Raw genomic sequence first — 15,746 nt, 5'->3', positions numbered from 1 at the left:
TCACCAGAAGCGCGGCTGCTCCTCCTGCGGAGGACGATCGGTACCGCCCCAGATCGCGGCCTGGGCCTTGGCCGCGGCCGCTGCCTCCTCCGCGCCTTCGAGCGCGACCGCGGCTCCGCGGAGGTCGACGGCTCCACCCGGCACCGCGTCGAGCACGAGCTCGGTGACCACGCCCTCCTCGGTCGCCAGCACGCTGCACGCCTCCACGCGGCCGCGCCAGGGCAGCGCTCCGAGCTCGGGAAGGACGGATCCCGGCACGCGGTAGACGACGCCCGTGGTCAGGTCCCGGATGCGCACCGCGCGGGACTCCTCGTCCACGGCGACGATGCGCCCGACGCCGAGCGGCGCGGAGAGCGGAAGGATCAGGGTCACGGACATGGCTCCACCTTCGTTCAGAACGGTCCGGCTGGCAAGCCGTCCGGACGTGGTTCGGCGCTCAGCCTCGCGGGACTTCGACCGCCGCCGCCGAGGAGACCAGGCTGTCGTAGTGACGGTCGACATAGAGCAGAGGCGCCCCTGGGGTGCCCTCGAGCACATCGAGCACGTCGAGCAACACGAGCGCCGAGGGCCCGACCGGGTGCGTCTCGCGGATGGTGCCGCGCACCGCGATCCGGGCCGACGGGAGGAACGGCTCGCCCGTGGGCAGCGTCTGGAACCCCTGCTCGGCGGTGAAGCGCGGCTGGCCCGTCCTGGCGAACGCATCGGCGATGGGCTCCTGCCCCGCGACGAGGAAGTGCACGAGCGCGCTGGGCGCCGCGAGGATTCCTCCCGCGCTGCCGGTCGCGCGCGTGACGGAGAAGACGAGCACGGCGGGGTCGGCGCTCACCGAGGCGACGCTCGACAGCGTGAGTCCCACGGGACCGTCCGGCGCGATCCCCGTCACCAGCGCGACGCCGGCGGGGTGATGCCGGAACGCCCCCTTGAACTTCTCGGTGACGTCGTTCTCCAGACCCGGGGTGCTCATCGTGCTTCTCTCTGTCGTTGCCATGGGCGCAGCGTTCGCGTCCACCTCAACGGTATGCCCGTTCCTGAGGTGTCGGCTCCGGATCCGGTGTCGGACCCCCGTGCTGGAATGGTTCCATGACGACGGGGACCAAGATCGACCTCACCAAGAGCCTGGACGGCTATCGTGCTCGTGCCGGCGAGTTCCGCCTCGTCGACCTGCCCGCGAACCGCTACCTCGCGATCGACGGGCACGGCGATCCGAACTCGGCTCCCGCCTATGCCGAGGCCCTCGAGACCCTGTACCCGGTCGCCTACGCGCTGAAGTTCGCCAGCAAGCGCGAACTCGACAGGGACTACGTCGTCCCGCCGCTGGAGGGGCTGTGGTGGGCGGAGGACATGGACGCGTTCACGACGGCGCGCGACAAGTCGCGCTGGGATTGGACGATGCTGATCCTCGTCCCGGAGTGGATCGACGACGCGTTCGTGGACGCCGTGGTCGCGACCGTCCGTGCGAAGAAGACGCCGCCGCGGCTCGACGACCTGCGAATACTGTCCCTGTCCGAGGGGCTCTGCATGCAGACGCTGCACGTCGGCTCCTTCGACGACGAGGCGCCGCTCCTCGAGCGCCTGCACGACGAGGTGATCCCGGAGCAGGGCCTGCGCCTGGCGGGCCTGCACCACGAGGTCTACCTGAGCGATGCCCGTCGGGTGGCGCCCGAGAAGCGCCGCACGATCCTGCGCCAGCCCGTCGCGCCCGCCTGATCACAGCCGCAGGAAGAGCATCATTCCCGACTTTCGGTCTCCGCAAGCCAGTCCCGAATGACATCGACGCCGTGTTGCAATCGGCCCTCATCGGCGACGCTCGCGAGAAGCAGCGTGCGCGTGCCGTCGACCTGCACCACGCACAGCGTGTTCGTGACGTTCATACGCATCAACGTGAAGAACAGCGACGCCCAACCTCCCACCGGCGCAATCCGCACGTCCTCGATCACTGTCCGGTCGAAGACGCGAGTTCGCATGTACCCGCGATCGAGGAGTCTGCTCGGGGTCAGCTCCACCCCATGGAGAAAGCCGCGAAGCGCAGGGACGAGCATCAGAGCAACCCAGATGACGAATCCGCCGGAGACGAGTACCCCAGGCAATGCTTGAGCGTCTCGTTCGATGACCTTTCCGATCATCTGTTGGCACACCCCGACCAGCATTGCTGCGAGCAGACCTCCGACGGGAATCGAGGCGATGAACGAGACGCGCCACCGATCGCCCGGACCACCGACGATCAGGGGCTCTCCCGTCATGGAGGCGCCCACACGAGCCAGCGCAGCAGGCGGGCGACCCAGCATCAGGACCAGAGTCAGAACCAGCCATGACACCATCAGCCCGGCGGTGATCGGGAGGTCGACGCCCCACTCGAGCCCGTCGCTCTGCACACCCCAGATCAGGATCGCCCGTATGAGGAAACACCGAAGGCGCCCATTCCGACGAGCATGATCCACGGCGACCAGATGCGCAGCAGACGATACGCACGGGGCGGAAGCGCGAACTCTGGCCGCCGCACTCTCACTCGTATCGTCACCGATCGAGCATAATGAACGCGTGGCGGCGGTCCGGGATCGTCACAGCCCAAGGATCTCCACGGCCATCTCGCGCATCTCGACCTTGCGCACCTTGCCGGTCACGGTCATCGGGAACGCATCGACGAGGTGCACATACCTCGGGATCTTGAAGTGCGCGAGCCGGCCCGTGGCGAACTCCCGGACGGCGTCCGCCGTGAGGGGCTCCGCGTCGGGCCGCATCACGATCCAGGCCATGACCTCCTCGCCGTACTTCGCATCGGGCACGCCGATCACCTGCACGTCGCCGACATCGGGGTGGCGGTAGAGGAACTCCTCGATCTCGCGCGGGTAGATGTTCTCGCCACCACGCAGGATCATGTCCTTGATCCGGCCGACGATGTTGAGCCGACCGTCCAGGTCCATGGTCGCGATGTCGCCGGTGTGCATCCAGCGTCCGGCGTCGATCGCCTCCGTGGTCTTGTCCGGTTCGTTCCAGTAGCCGAGCATGACCGAGTAGCCGCGCGTGCAGAACTCCCCCGGCGTCCCGCGCGGGACGACGAGTCCGTCCTCGTCGACGACCTTCACCTCGACGAACGGCATCACCTCGCCGATGGTCTGCGTGCGCGCCGCGAGATCATCCTCGCGGGAGGTCATCGTGGACACCGGGGACGTCTCCGTCATGCCGTAGCAGATCGCCACCTCCGGCATGTGCATCTCGGCGACCACCCGCTCCATGACCTCGACCGGGCACGGGGATCCGGCCATGATCCCGGTGCGCAGCGATGTCAGATCGAACTCGGCGAAGCGCGGGTGCGCGAGCTCGGCGATGAACATCGTCGGCACGCCGTACAGCGACGTGCAGCGTTCGGCGTGCACCGCCTCGAGAGTCTTCTCGGGGTCGAAGACGGGCGCGGGCAGAACGACGCAGGCGCCGTGCGAGTGCGCGCCGAGCACCCCCATCACCATGCCGAAGCAGTGGTACAGCGGCACCGGCACGCACACGCGGTCCTCCTCGGTGTAGTGCACGCCCTCCCCCACGAAGAAGCCGTTGTTGAGGATGTTGTGGTGCGAGAGCGTGGCTCCCTTGGGGAACCCGGTCGTGCCCGACGTGTACTGGATGTTGATGGGCTGGTCGAAGGTCAGAGCGGCGGCGCTCGCGTCGAGCGCCGCCGGATCCGCTGCCGCGCCGACGGCGAGCGTCTCGTCCCAGGCGGGGGTCCCGATGAACAGCACGTCATCGAACCCGACCTCCGCGAGCATCGCCGCGTAGTCCGTGGTCCGGAACGAGGCTGCACTCACCATGAGGCGCAGCCCGGACTGCCCGATCACGTACTCGACCTCGCTCGTCCGATAGGCCGGATTGATGTTGACCAGGATCGCCCCGAGGCGCGCGGTCGCATACTGCGTCAGCACCCACTCGGCGCAGTTCGGCGACCAGATGCCGACGCGGTCGCCCTTCTCGACACCTCGGGCGCGCAGGCCGAGCGCCAGTCGGTCGATCTCGCCGCGCAGCTGGGCGAAGGTCCAGCGCCGCCCGCTGGCGGACTCCACGAGCGCTTCCCGGTCGGGATGCAGGTCGGCGATCCGATCGAGCATCTCACCGATGGTCTGCCCGAGCAGAGGGGTGGATGCGATTCCGGACGAGTACGAGATCTGTGCTTCATTGCGCATGAGCACAGGATCCGGTGCTGCTGTCCCGATCGGCACCCCCGAACGGGGGTGGACCCGTGGGGCCGGTGGTGGCACAGTGTGATCGACGCAAGGAGTCGATGTGGAGCCTTCGCTGAAGACGGCCGTCGCTGCGGTGCGGCGCGACACCGGGCTGCCCGTCGCCTTCGCCGGTGCGGTGGATCGGAGCGGTCGGCTGTACCCGATCACCGCGACGGCCGGGTGCCTGACCTCCGTGCTGGACGGGCTGGTGATCCGCTCCGGCAACGGACTCGGCGGCCGTGTGCTCGCCGGTGCGCGGATCCAGACCGTGACGGATTACCTCCACGACGACGGCATCAGCCACCAATACGACGGGCCGGTGTCGCAGGAGCGGCTGCGTTCGATCGTGGGAGCGCCGGTGGTCGTCGACGGCTCGGTGCGCGCTGTGCTGTACGGCGCCCTGCGGACCTCGGCGCAGCTCGGCGCGCGCACGCTCGACGCGATGCAGCTGTCGGCGCAGCGGCTGGCATTCGAGATCGCGGTGTCCGAGGCGACCGCCCGGCGGCTGCGCGCCGTGGAGACGGCAGCGCTCATGCGCGAGGCCCGTACGGGGCCGACGCGTCCGGAGTGGGAGGAGGTGCGGATCGCCCACGCCGAACTGCGGGCCCTGGCCGGCAGCGTCGGAGACGAACGGCTGCGCTGCCGCATCGACGACATCGCCGCCCGGCTCACCGCGACCGCGCCCGCCCGCGAGCGACCCGCGCTGACCGCCCGCGAGATCGACGTGCTGGCCCTGGTCGCGATCGGCTGCACCAATGCCGAGATCGGTGTGCGCCTCGATCTCGGCGCGGAGACGGTGAAGAGCTACCTGCGTGCGGCGATGCGCAAGCTCGGCGCCCACCGGCGGACCGAAGCCGTGACGCTGGCCCGCACCGCCGGAATCCTGCCCTGACCTGTTCCCGACCCGGTCACCTCAGCCGCGCATCGGACGCACGGTGAGGATCTGCTGCACCGTCCCCACCGGTCCGCGTTCGTCGTGCAGCACCGTGTCCGTGAGACCGAGCCCGGTCGGGCCGATCGAGACCGTGGTGTCGAAGCCGATCCATTCGCCCGTGGGAACCGCGAACAGGTGACAGGTGAGATCGACGTTCGGGAACGCGGCTTCGGTCGGAGCCAGGCGCAGCGTCAGCCCGTTGGCGAAGTCGACCATGCCGAGCAGCCGCGCGATCGGCCCGATCCGCTCCCCCTCCAGCAGCGGGACGCGCGGCCGCAGCCAGCCCCACGCATGCCCCGGCTGCCGCTGCCCGCGATGGAAGTCCACACTGCGCACGGCCCCGCCCGGCCAGTGATCGCCCATCGCCCAGGGATCGAGCTCATCGCGGCCCGGCATCGCCGGTAGCGCGCTGCCGGCCAGCGCCCGGGTGTCCGCGGCCTGCATGAACCAGGCCCTGGCGATCACCGCGGCCCGGCCCTCGTGGCTCAGCACGGCTTCGACGAGCTCGATCGTGCGCCCAGGGCGAAGGATCCGGATGTCGAGATCCACGCGCTCGATCGGGATCGTGCCGAGGATGTCGTACGAGATCCGTCCGAGCTGAAGATCCCCGCCCCGGCGCTCGGCGTGCTCCTTCTCGATCGCGTGCGCGATGAGCCCCAGCGACGGCGCGATGTGCTGCTCCTCGGTGCTCCATGCCCCCTCGACGGCCGAGGTCGGACGGAAGGAGGACGCGTCGATGCGCTCGAAATAGGCGGGCATGTTCGGATCCTACGTCGAGCCCGGCATCGTCGCGGACCGCGCCCTGGGAACAGCGCACGCCGCGGTACGTTGAACTCGTCGAACAGAACGCGCTCGAGAGGAACAGCATGCGCCCCTACCTGGACAAGGCGATCCCCGAGGCCTGGAAGGCCGCCTCCGCGTACTCCGAAGCGGTGTCCGCGGCCACCGCCGCACGCGGGCTCACCGCCGCCGAGGCCGAGTTCGTCAAGGTGCGCGCCTCCCAGCTCAACGCCTGCGCGTTCTGCCTCGACCTGCACATGCGCGAGGCCCGCGCCGCCGGCATCACCCAGCAGCAGTTGGACGTGCTCCCGGCCTGGCGCGAATCATCGCTATTCTCGGAGCGCGAGAAGGCGATGCTGGCGATCGCCGAGGCCGCCACCCGCATGCCGCTCGGCGAGGAGGCCAAGGCTGACCTCGCTGCGTCGCGCGGACTGCTCGGCGATGAGATCTTCGCCGCGGCGGAATGGGTCGCACTGACGATCAACATGTTCAACCGGATCTCGATCCTCAGCGAGCATCCGGTGCGCCCGCGCGATGCCCAGGGCGATCTGATCCGCTGATCGACGTGATCCGCCGTTCGACGCCAGGAGGTGGCAGATGATCCAGGGAACCGACACGAGACGACCGCCCTCGGGGCCGGGGTGCGCCGAGTGCGAGCGCGACGGAGGCTGGTGGTTCCATCTGCGCCGCTGCGCGGAGTGCGGACATGTCGGATGCTGCGACGACTCGCTCGGCCAGCACGCTACGGCGCACTTCGCCGAGACCGGCCACCGGTTCATCCAGAGCTACGAACCGGGTGAGGACTGGTTCTGGGACTATCGCACGGCGCAGATGACCGACGGCCCGGAGCTCGCGCCGCCGCGGAGCCATCCGGAGGACCAGACCGTGCCGGGCCCGGCCGAGCGCGTCCCGGTGGACTGGCAGGATCGGATCCTCCGCGCCAGGGCGGGCCGCGAAGGCCGCGCCGGCTGACCACGACGAGCGTTCAGGACGGCTCGGCAGCGGCTCCGCGCCGAGCTCCTGCGCCGATCGCCAGCGCGAGGGCGGCGAGGATGACGCCTGCGGCGAGCAGCGCGCCTCCGCCCAGCCATCGATGCGCCGCCGCACCGGCCACGGCGCCCGCCGCGAGCGCTGCCCAGAGCAGCAGCGGACGCCGCCACGCGGTCGAGGACCGGCCGGTGACCAGGTCCGCGAGCGCGAGGCCGAGACTCACCAGCGTGCCCGTGGCGTAGGTGATCGCGATCCGCGCCCTCCCGTCGGCCAGGTACAGGGTGTTGAGGGCGCCCATCGCGCAGGCCAGCAGCGCGAACCGCCATTCGGCGTGCGGCAGCGCGAATCCGACGAGCGCACTCGCGGCGACGGCGACCGCACTGCCGGCGACCACGGCACTGCGCCGCCGTGCGTGCGCGCCGACGACCACGCCGCCCGCGGCGACGCCGATCACGAAGGCCCCGACGAGCGCGAGCGGGAGCAGCGCACGCCCAGGGCCATCGGTCCAGACCTCCACACCGGCCTGGGTGGAGTTCCCGCTCATGAACGAGACGAAGAACCCTCCGGTCACGATGAACCCGACGGCGTCGACGTATCCCGCCACAGCGCTGAGCGCGAGGGAGAGCGCGATCCCGCGGCGGGAGACCTCTCTCACGCTTCGGTTCCGCTCACTCGCACCGCTCCATCCTGCGGCCCAGCGTGGCTCGACGGCAAACCGGGAACGACTTCGGGCCCGCCGGAGGTGTCCGACGGGCCCGAAGGTGAGTGGCTTTACGGCGCGACCGCCTCGTTCCGGCGCGGCAGCACCCAGCCCGCGCGCGGGAAGTGGCAGGTGTAGCCGTCCGGGTAGCGCTCCAGGTAGTCCTGGTGCTCGGGCTCGGCCTCCCAGAACGGACCCTCCTGCTCGATCGTGGTGACCGCCTTGCCGGGCCACAGGCCCGAGGCGTCGACGTCGGCGATCGTGTCGCGCGCGACCTGCTCCTGCTCGGTGCTGAGCGGGAAGATCGCCGAGCGGTAGCTCGTTCCGATGTCGTTGCCCTGACGGTTCATGGTCGACGGGTCGTGGATCTGGAAGAAGAACGCGAGGATGTCGCGGTAGGTGGTCTTCGACGGATCGAAGACGATCTCGACGGCCTCCGCATGCCCCGGGTGGTTCCGGTAGGTGGCGTGGTCGTTGCTGCCGCCGGTGTAGCCGACGCGCGTGCCGAGCACACCGGGCTGACGGCGGATGAGATCCTCCATCCCCCAGAAGCAGCCGCCGGCGAGGACGGCGGTCTCGGCGCCGGGAACCTGGGCGATGGATCCGGTGTCGGCGGGTCCGCTGGTCATGATGCGTTCTCCTCTGGGGTCTGCGGGGTGGTGGTCTCGAACAGTCCACGGTACGCGCCGTAGCCCTGCTCCTCGAGCGCGGCGGCCGGGATGAAGCGCAGCGCGGCCGAATTCATGCAGTATCTCAGTCCGCCGGCGGCCCGCGGGCCGTCGTCGAACACGTGGCCGAGGTGGCTGCCGGCACCGGCGGAGATGGCCTCGGTGCGGACCATCCCGAAGGTGCGATCCGTCGTCGTGGTGACGGCGTCGGGTTCGATCGGCCGCGTGAAGCTCGGCCAGCCGGTTCCGCTGTCGAACTTGTCCGTGGACGAGAACAGCGGCTGGCCGGAGACCACGTCGACATAGATGCCCGGATCGTGGTTGTCCCAGTACGCGTTGCGGAACGGCGGCTCGGTGCCGCCCTCCTGCGTCACCGTGTACTGGTGCGCGGTGAGCGCGTTCAGCGCCTCGGTGGTCCTGCGGTAGTCGGTGGGGTTCATCGTGATGCTCCTCTGCTGCCGCCGCTGGCTGCGGCGTCATCAGAGAGAACGAGGGACGAGCCGGTTTTGGTCCCGCGAAGCTGTGCGCCGACTGTGAGTTTCGAGGACGGTCCGACGGAGCGGATCAGGCGGGTCGCGTCGCCCTGCGGACGACGGCCAGCACCGCCGCGACGACAAGGCACAGCAGGGTGAGCGCCACGAACGACAGCGTGAAGGACGTCCCTGCCGCGAGGGCGCCGATCGCGAGCGCGCCGATTCCCGTTCCTGCGTCGAAGGCGACGTTCCACGCGGTGCTGGCGACGCCCTTCGCGTGCTCCCCCGCGACCTCGAACGCGCGCACCAGGGTCACGTTCTGCATGGTGCCGAACGCCGTGCCGACGAGGATCGCACCGCCGATGAGCAGGATCGGGCTCCCGGATCCGAGGAGCCCCGAGATGCCGGTGGCGATGGCGCCGAGGCCGAGCGCCGCGATCGCGAGCCCCGGCAGGACGAACCGCTCCGCGCCGACCCGGTCGGCGGGACCCCCGACTGCCCAGCGCGCGAACGCTGCGGCGGCGGTGTAGAGGAACAGGGCGACGACGGTGAGCACCGCATCGGGCACGAACTGCGGCGTGAAGGTGGTGATGGCGCCGCCCGCGCACGTGACCGCGGTGAGTGCCAGGATGGGCGGCCAGAGCCGGGCGAGCGCATGGCGTGCCTCGCGCGGGCTCTCGTGCGGAACAGGCGCGGCTGCGGCGCCGTTCGCGATGGCGGCGGCCGCCGCGGCGCGCGCATGCTTCGCGATCGAGGCGCCCGCGGCGAGCGCGAACGGGATCCCCAAGAGCGGCAGTGCCGCGACGGCCAGCGCGACCGGGAGCCCTGCCTGATCGGCGATCCAGGGCGAGATCGGGGTGAGCACGAGCTGGGCGCCGGCGACCGCGAGCCCGTACGCGCCGATCGCGCGACCGCGCCGCTCGGGCGGGAATAGCGCTCCGACCGCGGACGACCCGCTCACCGTGACGATGCCGAACCCGATTCCGCGCACGGCCGCCAGAACGAGGACCTGTCCCGGCGTCGTCGCGAAGATCTCGCCGAGCGCCGGCAGACCGAGAAGGAGACAGGCGAGCGCCAGGCTGACCCGCCAGCCCATCCATGAACGCATCCGCTCCACGACGAGCTGGGTGAGGATCGTGGCCGCCATGAGCACGGCGTTGACGAGCCCGGCGAGAAGCTCGTCCCCACCGAGCGCGACCATGTGCATGGGTGCCACCGGCAGCATGACCGCGAACCCCGCGAAGGCGAACGTCGTCATCGCCAGCAGTGCGGGCATGCCGGGCTCTCGCCACGGCGGGCCTGCGGGGTTCGCGATCCGCACCGCGTCACCCTGATCCTGAGCGCTCGTCACCGCGCCACCCTATCGAGTCCTGTCCCGACGGACATCGCGCGCTCGCCGGCGCCGCCCGGGACGCCGAACGAGCGGCCTGGTCGTTCCCGTCAGCCGGCAGCGATCCAGGGCCGGGTGAAGCCCAGCACGCGCTCGCCGTCGAGGTCGGCGAGCGAGACGCCCACGAAGGCCGTCGCGCCTTCGGAGCTCTGCCGGCGGAAGCGGTACTCGTCCGCCATCACCGCCGCGGCGATCGCCGCTCCGGCGGACTCCGCCGTCTGGGCATTCGCGAAGGCCCCGGAGGTACGGCTCACGTAGGCGCTGAGCAGCGAGGCGTAGGGTCCGCCCTCTTCCGGCCGCACCACGTTCGCCACGAACGAGCTCGCGACCGCCGCCGGCTCGATCACGCCGACGCGGATGCCGAAGCGCTCGGCGACCACCGCGAGCGACTGCATGAACCCCTCCACCGCGAACTTCGCTCCGCAGTACGCGTCCGCGAAGGGCTGGCCGACGGTTCCGCCGACGCTCGTGACGGTGAGGATCCGGCCGTTGCCGCGCTCGCGCATGCCGGGGAGCACGAGCTTGGTGAGGTTGACCGGCGCCAGGTAGTTGATGTCCAGCTGATCCTGAATCTGCTGCATGCTGAGCTGCTCCGCGGTGGCGACGCTCCCCTGCCCCGCGTTGTTGACGAGGACGTGGATCCCGCCCAGCTCGGCCTCGATCTCGGCGACCAACCGTGCGGCGGCGGCATGGTCGACGACGTCGAGCGCGCGCACGTCGATCTCGACGCCGGCTGCGGCCGCGGCCTCGCGCAGTGGTGCCGCACGGCCCACGTCGCGCATCGTCGCGACGACGTGCAACCCGCGGCGGGCGAGTTCGACAGCGGCATGCAGACCCATGCCCGAGGAGGTTCCGGTGATCAGTGCGACGTCGGTCATGCGAGAACACTATGCCTGTCGCGGGTGGCGAGCGCGAGCCGGATCAGGGGCAGGTCCGCGCGCGGGATCACGACCGTCACCACGATCTCGGCCGAGAGCTGAGCGCCGATCCCGTACACGAAGGGATCCGTGTCGATCTCGACGGCATCGACCTCGTGGCCGTCGACCTCGACGTGCGCCTTCGGATTCACCGCCGACAGCCGTGCATGCCAGGGCTCACCTCCCGGCGAGCCGCTCGGCGGGCCGTCGGGGATGCCGAGCTCCGCGCGGAAGCGGTTCATCAGGATGTGGTTCACGTGCTGCACGAGTTGGTTCGGGAGCGACTGGTGCTCGTCAGGAACGCGCGTCCACGTCGTGCGGACCACCTCCCAGAGCATGGGGTATCGCATGCGTTCGACCTGCTCGACGAGCCATCGGGGACGAGGCCAGGGAGGATCCTGGTCAAGGGACTCGCGGGTGACTTCATCGAGTTCGGCGAGGTTCGCGGGATCATCGTGATCGTCCGGGTTGTGCCACAGCGTGTAGTTGAGGGCAACCGTCGTCTGGGTCGTTCCGTCACTTCCGCGCGCGGCCATGACCCCGAAACTGTTCAGGTCCTCGAGCGACGGCTGCGGCACCAGGCCGTAGATCGCGAACGGAAGTGCGCGCACCATCTCCGCGCCTTTGATCCTCGGGTCGGGAGCATCGGGAGGCAGGACTCCGGAGATCCACATGCCCCGAGCCTGACGGAGAACACGAGCCGCGACAACCCCCTCAGTTCTGCGATGGGCCCTAGACCGTGTATGCGCGGAAGAACACCTCGACGGCACCCTCGACGTGATTCTCGATCTCGGCACGGGTGAGGATCGCGTCGTCGCCGAGCAGCATCGCCCGATTGATCGGCTCCCCCATGACCAGCCAGTTCAACTGCGTCGCGGCCGCTACCGGGTCCGCGATCTCCAGCGCGCCGGTCGCCGCGATGCCCGCGAGAAGGTCGGCGAGGACCTCGATCGCGTACGCCGGGCCGTTGCGATACATCGCCTCGGCCAGTTCGGGAGATCGCGTGAGCTCGCCGATCACCAGGCGACGGAGGGCGAGCACCCGGGGATCGAGCACCTGAGCCAGCTGAACGACCAGGCGCTCGCGCAGCAATTCGCGCGGATCCGCTGTCTCATCCATGCCGGGAGACGCCGCGAAGGCTGCCCCTCTGGCGCCGGTCGTGCTCGTCGTGACGAGTTCGAGGAACAATGCCCTCTTGCTGCCGAAGTAGCTGTAGAGCGTCTGCTTCGCGATTCCCGACTCGTGGGCGATCGACTCCATCGTCACCGACTCGTATCCGGTCGCCAGGAACTGCTTCTCCGCGGCGTCCAGCGCGGCCTCGCGTTTGAGCTTCGAACTCGGTCGCATCCGCTCACCCCCTTGCCGAAATCATACCGAAGAGTCTATTCTCCAAACAAGACCGATGAGTCCAATAACTGGAGGAATGCGATGCTGACCCAACTCGACACCCCCGTGGAGTTCGACGCGACACTGCGGATCGCCCCCGAGACCGGATCCTGGACGGTCTTCGACGTCCCCGGATCCCGCGAGATCTTCGGCACCGGGAACCCGGTCAAGGTCACGGGAGCCATCGACGGACACCCGATGGCGATCACGCTCATGCCGACCGGCAACGGCGCCCATGTGGGCCCCGTCAAGGCGGAGCTGCGAAAGACCATCGGCAAGGCCGCCGGCGACGCGGTCCGCATCCGGCTCGACGGGAGGGCGTCATGAGCACGCTGACCACGGCCATGGGCGACACCGTCACCTACGACCACTACGGACCGGCCGATGCTCCTGGCGTGCTGTTCATCCAGGGCGCCGGTCCCACGCGCGCCGACGATCCGGTGACCACTGAGACGGCGCGCCTGCTCGGTGAGAGCGGCGTGCAAGCCGTCGTGCACGACAGGGTCGGGCGCGGCGACTCCCCCGCTGCGGGTCCGATCCCCCTCGAGCGCGAGCTCGCGGCGATCACCGCGCTCGCCGCGACGATGCCGGGACCGGTCGTGCTCGTCGGGCACTCGTCCGGATGCGCGATCGCCATGATCGCCGCGCGCGAGGTGCCGAACCTCGGCGGTCTCGTCCTGTGGGAGGCACCTCTGGGCCAGTTCCCCGAAGGGGCGCCCGTGTGGTGGGCGGGAGTCGAGGCAAGCATCTTCGCCGGCCGCCTGGAAGACCCAGTGGCCACGTACATGGTCGGCATGCCGCCGGAGTGGCTCGACGAGCTGCGACGCTCCCCCGCGTACCCCGAGCTGATCCACTCTTGGATCCCGGACGGCACTGCGCTCGCCCGCGTTGAGGAGGACGGTGTCGCCGCCCGACTGCGCGGCATCACGGTGCCGGTCCTCGCCGTGGTAGGCACCGAGACCTTCCCCGGGATGGCCGAGGCCGCAGACGCGATCGCCGATACCGCAGCCACTGGAGCGAGCGAGAGCGTCGCCGGCGCCTGGCACAGCTGGGATCCGGAGGCGATGAGTACTCGGCTGGCCGCGTTCGTGCGGGACGGACGCTGACGCCGACGCTCGCCGCGCCCGGGCGCGTCCGCGTTCGCGGTGGCCCCGGGAGTCGGTTAGGATTGTGGAGTTGCCCGCGCTCCGGTGCGGTCGACGGGCTGTGGCGCAGCTTGGTAGCGCACTTGACTGGGGGTCAAGGGGTCGCAGGTTCAAATCCTGTCAGCCCGACCAGAACGCAAGAGGAGGGATGATCCGCAAGGATCATCCCTCCTCTTGCGTTTACTCGTACCCGACCCCGCTCAGCCGTCCAACTCCCGACGCTGACGCATCCGTCCCCCGGCGTCGAGTTCGACGATCGTGTCGATGCCGATCCGTTCCAGGAATGCGAAGTCGTGGCTGACGATCAACAGCGCCCCGCGGTACGCGTCGAGGGCCTCCGCCAGCTGCTCGACGCTCGCGATGTCGAGGTTGTTGGTCGGCTCGTCCAGGATCAGCAGCTGGGCGGGCGGCTCGGCGAGGAGCAGCCGGGCGAGCGAGACACGGAACCGCTCGCCACCCGAGAGCGTGCGCACAGGCCGATCGACGCTGTCGCCGCGCAGGAGCAGCCGAGCGAGCTGGTTGCGGATGGTTCCTGCCGGCGTGCCGGGAGCAACGGCCTGCACGTTGTCGATCGCACTGGCGTCGTCGTCGAGTCCGTCCAGACGCTGCGGAAGGAAGCCGACGAGCTCGGTCACGAGTCGGCCGTGGGGCCGCCCGGCGACCGGCTCGGTGCGCCCCAGGAGCTGTTCGATCAGGGTCGACTTCCCTGACCCGTTCGCGCCGATGAGCGCGACGCGCTCCGGCCCCTGGATCACGATCGTCCGGCCCTGGTCCTCCAGTTCGGCGAGCCGTCTGCCGCGAGGCACATCGGGATCCGGCAGAACGAGGTGGATGTGCTCCTCGTCCCGGACTCGGGCGTCGGCCGCATCGACCGCGGCCTGCGCGGCCTGCACCTTTTCGTCGAGCGTCGAACGCATCGAGCCCGCCGACGCCTGCGCCTTGCTGGCGCGGTTCCCGGCGAGGATCTTCGGAATGCCGCCGTCCTTCTGCGTCTTCTTCCCCGTCCGCTCGCGGCGCGCCAACTTGGTCTCCGCCTCGACGCGCTGCTTCTTCTCGACCTTCAGCGTCTGCTGCGCCGAACGTGCGGCCTGCACGGCGGCGGCCTGCTCCTGCAGTTGCTGCTCTTTCCACGCGCTGTACGGACCGCCGAACGTCTCCAGCCTCCCGCTGTACAGCTCGGCGGTGTCATCCATGTGCTCGAGCAGCTCGAGGTCGTGACTGACCACGACGAGCGCGCCAGGCCACTGGTCGACGAGCTCGGCCAGTCTCGCGCGCGTGGGGCGATCGAGATTGTTGGTGGGCTCATCGAGGACGGTGATCGGGGTGCGGCGGATGCGCAGCCCGGTGATCGCGATGAGCATCCCCTCTCCCCCGGAGACCTCGGCGATCCGGCGATCGAGATGGGCGGCCGAGAAACCGATCTGATCCAGTGCCTCCGCCGCGCGGGACTCGATGTCCCAGTCGTCGCCGATCTCATCGAAGTGGCGCTGGTCGACGTCGCCGGACTCGATCGCCGTGATCGCATCGAGGATTGACCGGATGCCGAGCAGCTCCGCGATCGTCGCGTCCTGTCGCAGCGTGAGCGTCTGCGGCAGGTGACCGACCTCGCCGCTGGTATCGACGTGCCCCGAGGTCGGATCCAGCTCACCCGTGATGAGGCGGAGCAGCGTGGATTTGCCGGCGCCGTTGCGGCCGATCAGTCCGGTCCGGCCGGTGCCGAACGTGCCGTTGACGCGGTCGAGTGCGACCGTGCCGTCCGGCCATTCCAGGGTCAGATCACGCAGGGTGATGGCGGATTTCGTAGACATTGCGTAGTTCTCTCTTCTCTGCCGTCGCGCACCGGGAGGGCGCGACGAAAGCAGTTCCGTGTCGGGAGCGCCGGCGGAGTCGGCAGGTCAACCGACCGCGGATGAGAGTGCCTTGCTGCGAGAAGTCACGCCGGATGCGAACCCGGGCAGGACCACGCGTTCGCATTCGTGCACTCGAGACCGAGGTCGGTGCGATGCGAACATGCCGGTGAGGACCACGCAGCGTCGACGTCCCGGAAGGAGACGGACTCTGTGCGCGAAAAAACGATCGATCACTGATGCGGCTGATCACCGCACGCGCGAAAGCCACCGGCAGTTCGGTGGCTAGGCTCTGTCGACCTCGATCG

Annotated in this window: 19 protein-coding genes and 1 tRNA gene; 7 read left to right on the top strand and 13 right to left on the bottom strand. The window is 69.8% G+C overall.

Features of this window, described 5'->3' with window-relative positions; all coding sequences use genetic code 11:
* Positions 1-378 carry a hypothetical protein gene (locus CQ044_RS04250; protein ID WP_052680229.1) on the bottom strand — a complete coding sequence of 126 codons (378 nt, stop codon included), beginning with the start codon at positions 376-378 and terminating at the stop codon, positions 1-3.
* Between the two features lie 58 nt (positions 379-436).
* Positions 437-964, bottom strand: a complete 528-nt coding sequence (locus tag CQ044_RS04245) for a flavin reductase family protein (protein WP_045272441.1) — start codon at positions 962-964, stop codon at positions 437-439.
* 116 nt (positions 965-1,080) lie between these two features.
* Here CQ044_RS04245 and CQ044_RS04240 point away from each other — a divergent pair, with 116 nt between their 5' ends.
* Positions 1,081-1,707, top strand: coding sequence for a GyrI-like domain-containing protein (locus tag CQ044_RS04240; RefSeq protein ID WP_105687105.1), 627 nt, complete (start codon positions 1,081-1,083; stop codon positions 1,705-1,707).
* 20 nt (positions 1,708-1,727) lie between these two features.
* On the opposite strand, the gene CQ044_RS04235 is transcribed toward CQ044_RS04240, so the two are convergent.
* Both CQ044_RS04235 and CQ044_RS04230 read right to left on the bottom strand, forming a co-directional pair.
* Positions 1,728-2,372: a hypothetical protein gene (locus CQ044_RS04235; protein ID WP_105687104.1), complete on the bottom strand. Its 645-nt coding sequence runs from the start codon at positions 2,370-2,372 to the stop codon at positions 1,728-1,730.
* A 186-nt stretch (positions 2,373-2,558) separates the two neighbouring features.
* Positions 2,559-4,169, bottom strand: coding sequence for an AMP-binding protein (locus CQ044_RS04230; RefSeq protein WP_105687102.1), 1,611 nt, complete (start codon positions 4,167-4,169; stop codon positions 2,559-2,561).
* Between the two features lie 100 nt (positions 4,170-4,269).
* On the opposite strand from CQ044_RS04230, the gene CQ044_RS04225 reads away from it, so the two are divergent.
* Positions 4,270-5,100 (top strand): LuxR C-terminal-related transcriptional regulator, encoded by an 831-nt coding sequence (locus tag CQ044_RS04225; protein ID WP_105687100.1) that lies wholly within the window; start codon positions 4,270-4,272, stop codon positions 5,098-5,100.
* 21 nt (positions 5,101-5,121) lie between these two features.
* On the opposite strand, the gene CQ044_RS04220 is transcribed toward CQ044_RS04225, so the two are convergent.
* Positions 5,122-5,901, bottom strand: coding sequence for a thioesterase family protein (locus CQ044_RS04220; protein ID WP_105687098.1), 780 nt, complete (start codon positions 5,899-5,901; stop codon positions 5,122-5,124).
* A 107-nt stretch (positions 5,902-6,008) separates the two neighbouring features.
* Between CQ044_RS04220 and CQ044_RS04215 the strand changes: the two genes are divergently transcribed.
* The gene (locus CQ044_RS04215) at positions 6,009-6,482 is read left to right on the top strand and encodes a carboxymuconolactone decarboxylase family protein (RefSeq protein WP_105687096.1); all 474 of its coding nucleotides are present in this window, start codon (positions 6,009-6,011) and stop codon (positions 6,480-6,482) included.
* 37 nt (positions 6,483-6,519) lie between these two features.
* Positions 6,520-6,894, top strand: a complete 375-nt coding sequence (locus tag CQ044_RS04210; RefSeq protein WP_105687095.1) for a UBP-type zinc finger domain-containing protein — start codon at positions 6,520-6,522, stop codon at positions 6,892-6,894.
* Between the two features lie 13 nt (positions 6,895-6,907).
* Here CQ044_RS04210 and CQ044_RS04205 read toward each other — a convergent pair whose 3' ends face one another.
* The 7 genes from CQ044_RS04205 to CQ044_RS04175 all read right to left on the bottom strand — a co-directional run bounded on the left by CQ044_RS04205 (position 6,908) and on the right by CQ044_RS04175 (position 12,407).
* On the bottom strand, positions 6,908-7,567 hold the full coding sequence (locus CQ044_RS04205) for a YoaK family protein (RefSeq protein WP_105687093.1): 660 nt from the start codon (positions 7,565-7,567) through the stop codon (positions 6,908-6,910).
* A gap of 116 nt (positions 7,568-7,683) precedes the next feature.
* Entirely contained in the window at positions 7,684-8,241 is a 558-nt protein-coding gene (gene msrA / locus CQ044_RS04200) for a peptide-methionine (S)-S-oxide reductase MsrA (protein ID WP_045272432.1), read from the bottom strand.
* The gene (msrB, locus tag CQ044_RS04195) at positions 8,238-8,720 is read right to left on the bottom strand and encodes a peptide-methionine (R)-S-oxide reductase MsrB (protein WP_105687091.1); all 483 of its coding nucleotides are present in this window, start codon (positions 8,718-8,720) and stop codon (positions 8,238-8,240) included. The genes msrA and msrB overlap by 4 nt, the downstream gene beginning before the upstream one ends.
* Before the next feature lie 124 nt (positions 8,721-8,844).
* A complete protein-coding gene (locus CQ044_RS04190; RefSeq protein WP_219844918.1) occupies positions 8,845-10,104 on the bottom strand; it encodes an MFS transporter in 1,260 nt (419 codons plus the stop codon).
* A gap of 89 nt (positions 10,105-10,193) precedes the next feature.
* Positions 10,194-11,021: an SDR family NAD(P)-dependent oxidoreductase gene (locus CQ044_RS04185; protein WP_105687089.1), complete on the bottom strand. Its 828-nt coding sequence runs from the start codon at positions 11,019-11,021 to the stop codon at positions 10,194-10,196.
* Positions 11,018-11,674, bottom strand: coding sequence for a hypothetical protein (locus tag CQ044_RS04180; RefSeq protein WP_258133158.1), 657 nt, complete (start codon positions 11,672-11,674; stop codon positions 11,018-11,020). Before CQ044_RS04180 ends, CQ044_RS04185 begins: the two co-directional genes overlap by 4 nt.
* A gap of 118 nt (positions 11,675-11,792) precedes the next feature.
* Positions 11,793-12,407 carry a TetR/AcrR family transcriptional regulator gene (locus CQ044_RS04175; RefSeq protein WP_105687086.1) on the bottom strand — a complete coding sequence of 205 codons (615 nt, stop codon included), beginning with the start codon at positions 12,405-12,407 and terminating at the stop codon, positions 11,793-11,795.
* An 81-nt stretch (positions 12,408-12,488) separates the two neighbouring features.
* Here CQ044_RS04175 and CQ044_RS04170 point away from each other — a divergent pair, with 81 nt between their 5' ends.
* The 3 genes from CQ044_RS04170 (at position 12,489) to CQ044_RS04160 (ending at position 13,723) form a co-directional block, all read left to right on the top strand.
* Complete coding sequence (locus CQ044_RS04170; RefSeq protein ID WP_105687084.1) at positions 12,489-12,773, top strand: DUF1905 domain-containing protein; 285 nt, start codon at positions 12,489-12,491, stop codon at positions 12,771-12,773.
* Positions 12,770-13,552 (top strand): alpha/beta hydrolase, encoded by a 783-nt coding sequence (locus tag CQ044_RS04165; RefSeq protein ID WP_105687083.1) that lies wholly within the window; start codon positions 12,770-12,772, stop codon positions 13,550-13,552. Before CQ044_RS04170 ends, CQ044_RS04165 begins: the two co-directional genes overlap by 4 nt.
* Before the next feature lie 94 nt (positions 13,553-13,646).
* Positions 13,647-13,723: transfer RNA gene (locus CQ044_RS04160), tRNA-Pro, on the top strand.
* A 68-nt stretch (positions 13,724-13,791) separates the two neighbouring features.
* Here CQ044_RS04160 and CQ044_RS04155 read toward each other — a convergent pair.
* Complete coding sequence (locus CQ044_RS04155) at positions 13,792-15,399, bottom strand: ABC-F family ATP-binding cassette domain-containing protein (protein ID WP_105687081.1); 1,608 nt, start codon at positions 15,397-15,399, stop codon at positions 13,792-13,794.
* Positions 15,400-15,746 lie beyond the last annotated feature (347 nt).

It is taken from the genome of Microbacterium sp. MYb64 (assembly GCF_002979495.1).
Lineage (GTDB): Bacteria > Actinomycetota > Actinomycetes > Actinomycetales > Microbacteriaceae > Microbacterium > Microbacterium azadirachtae_A.
This window is presented reverse-complemented; position numbering and strand designations above follow the sequence as displayed.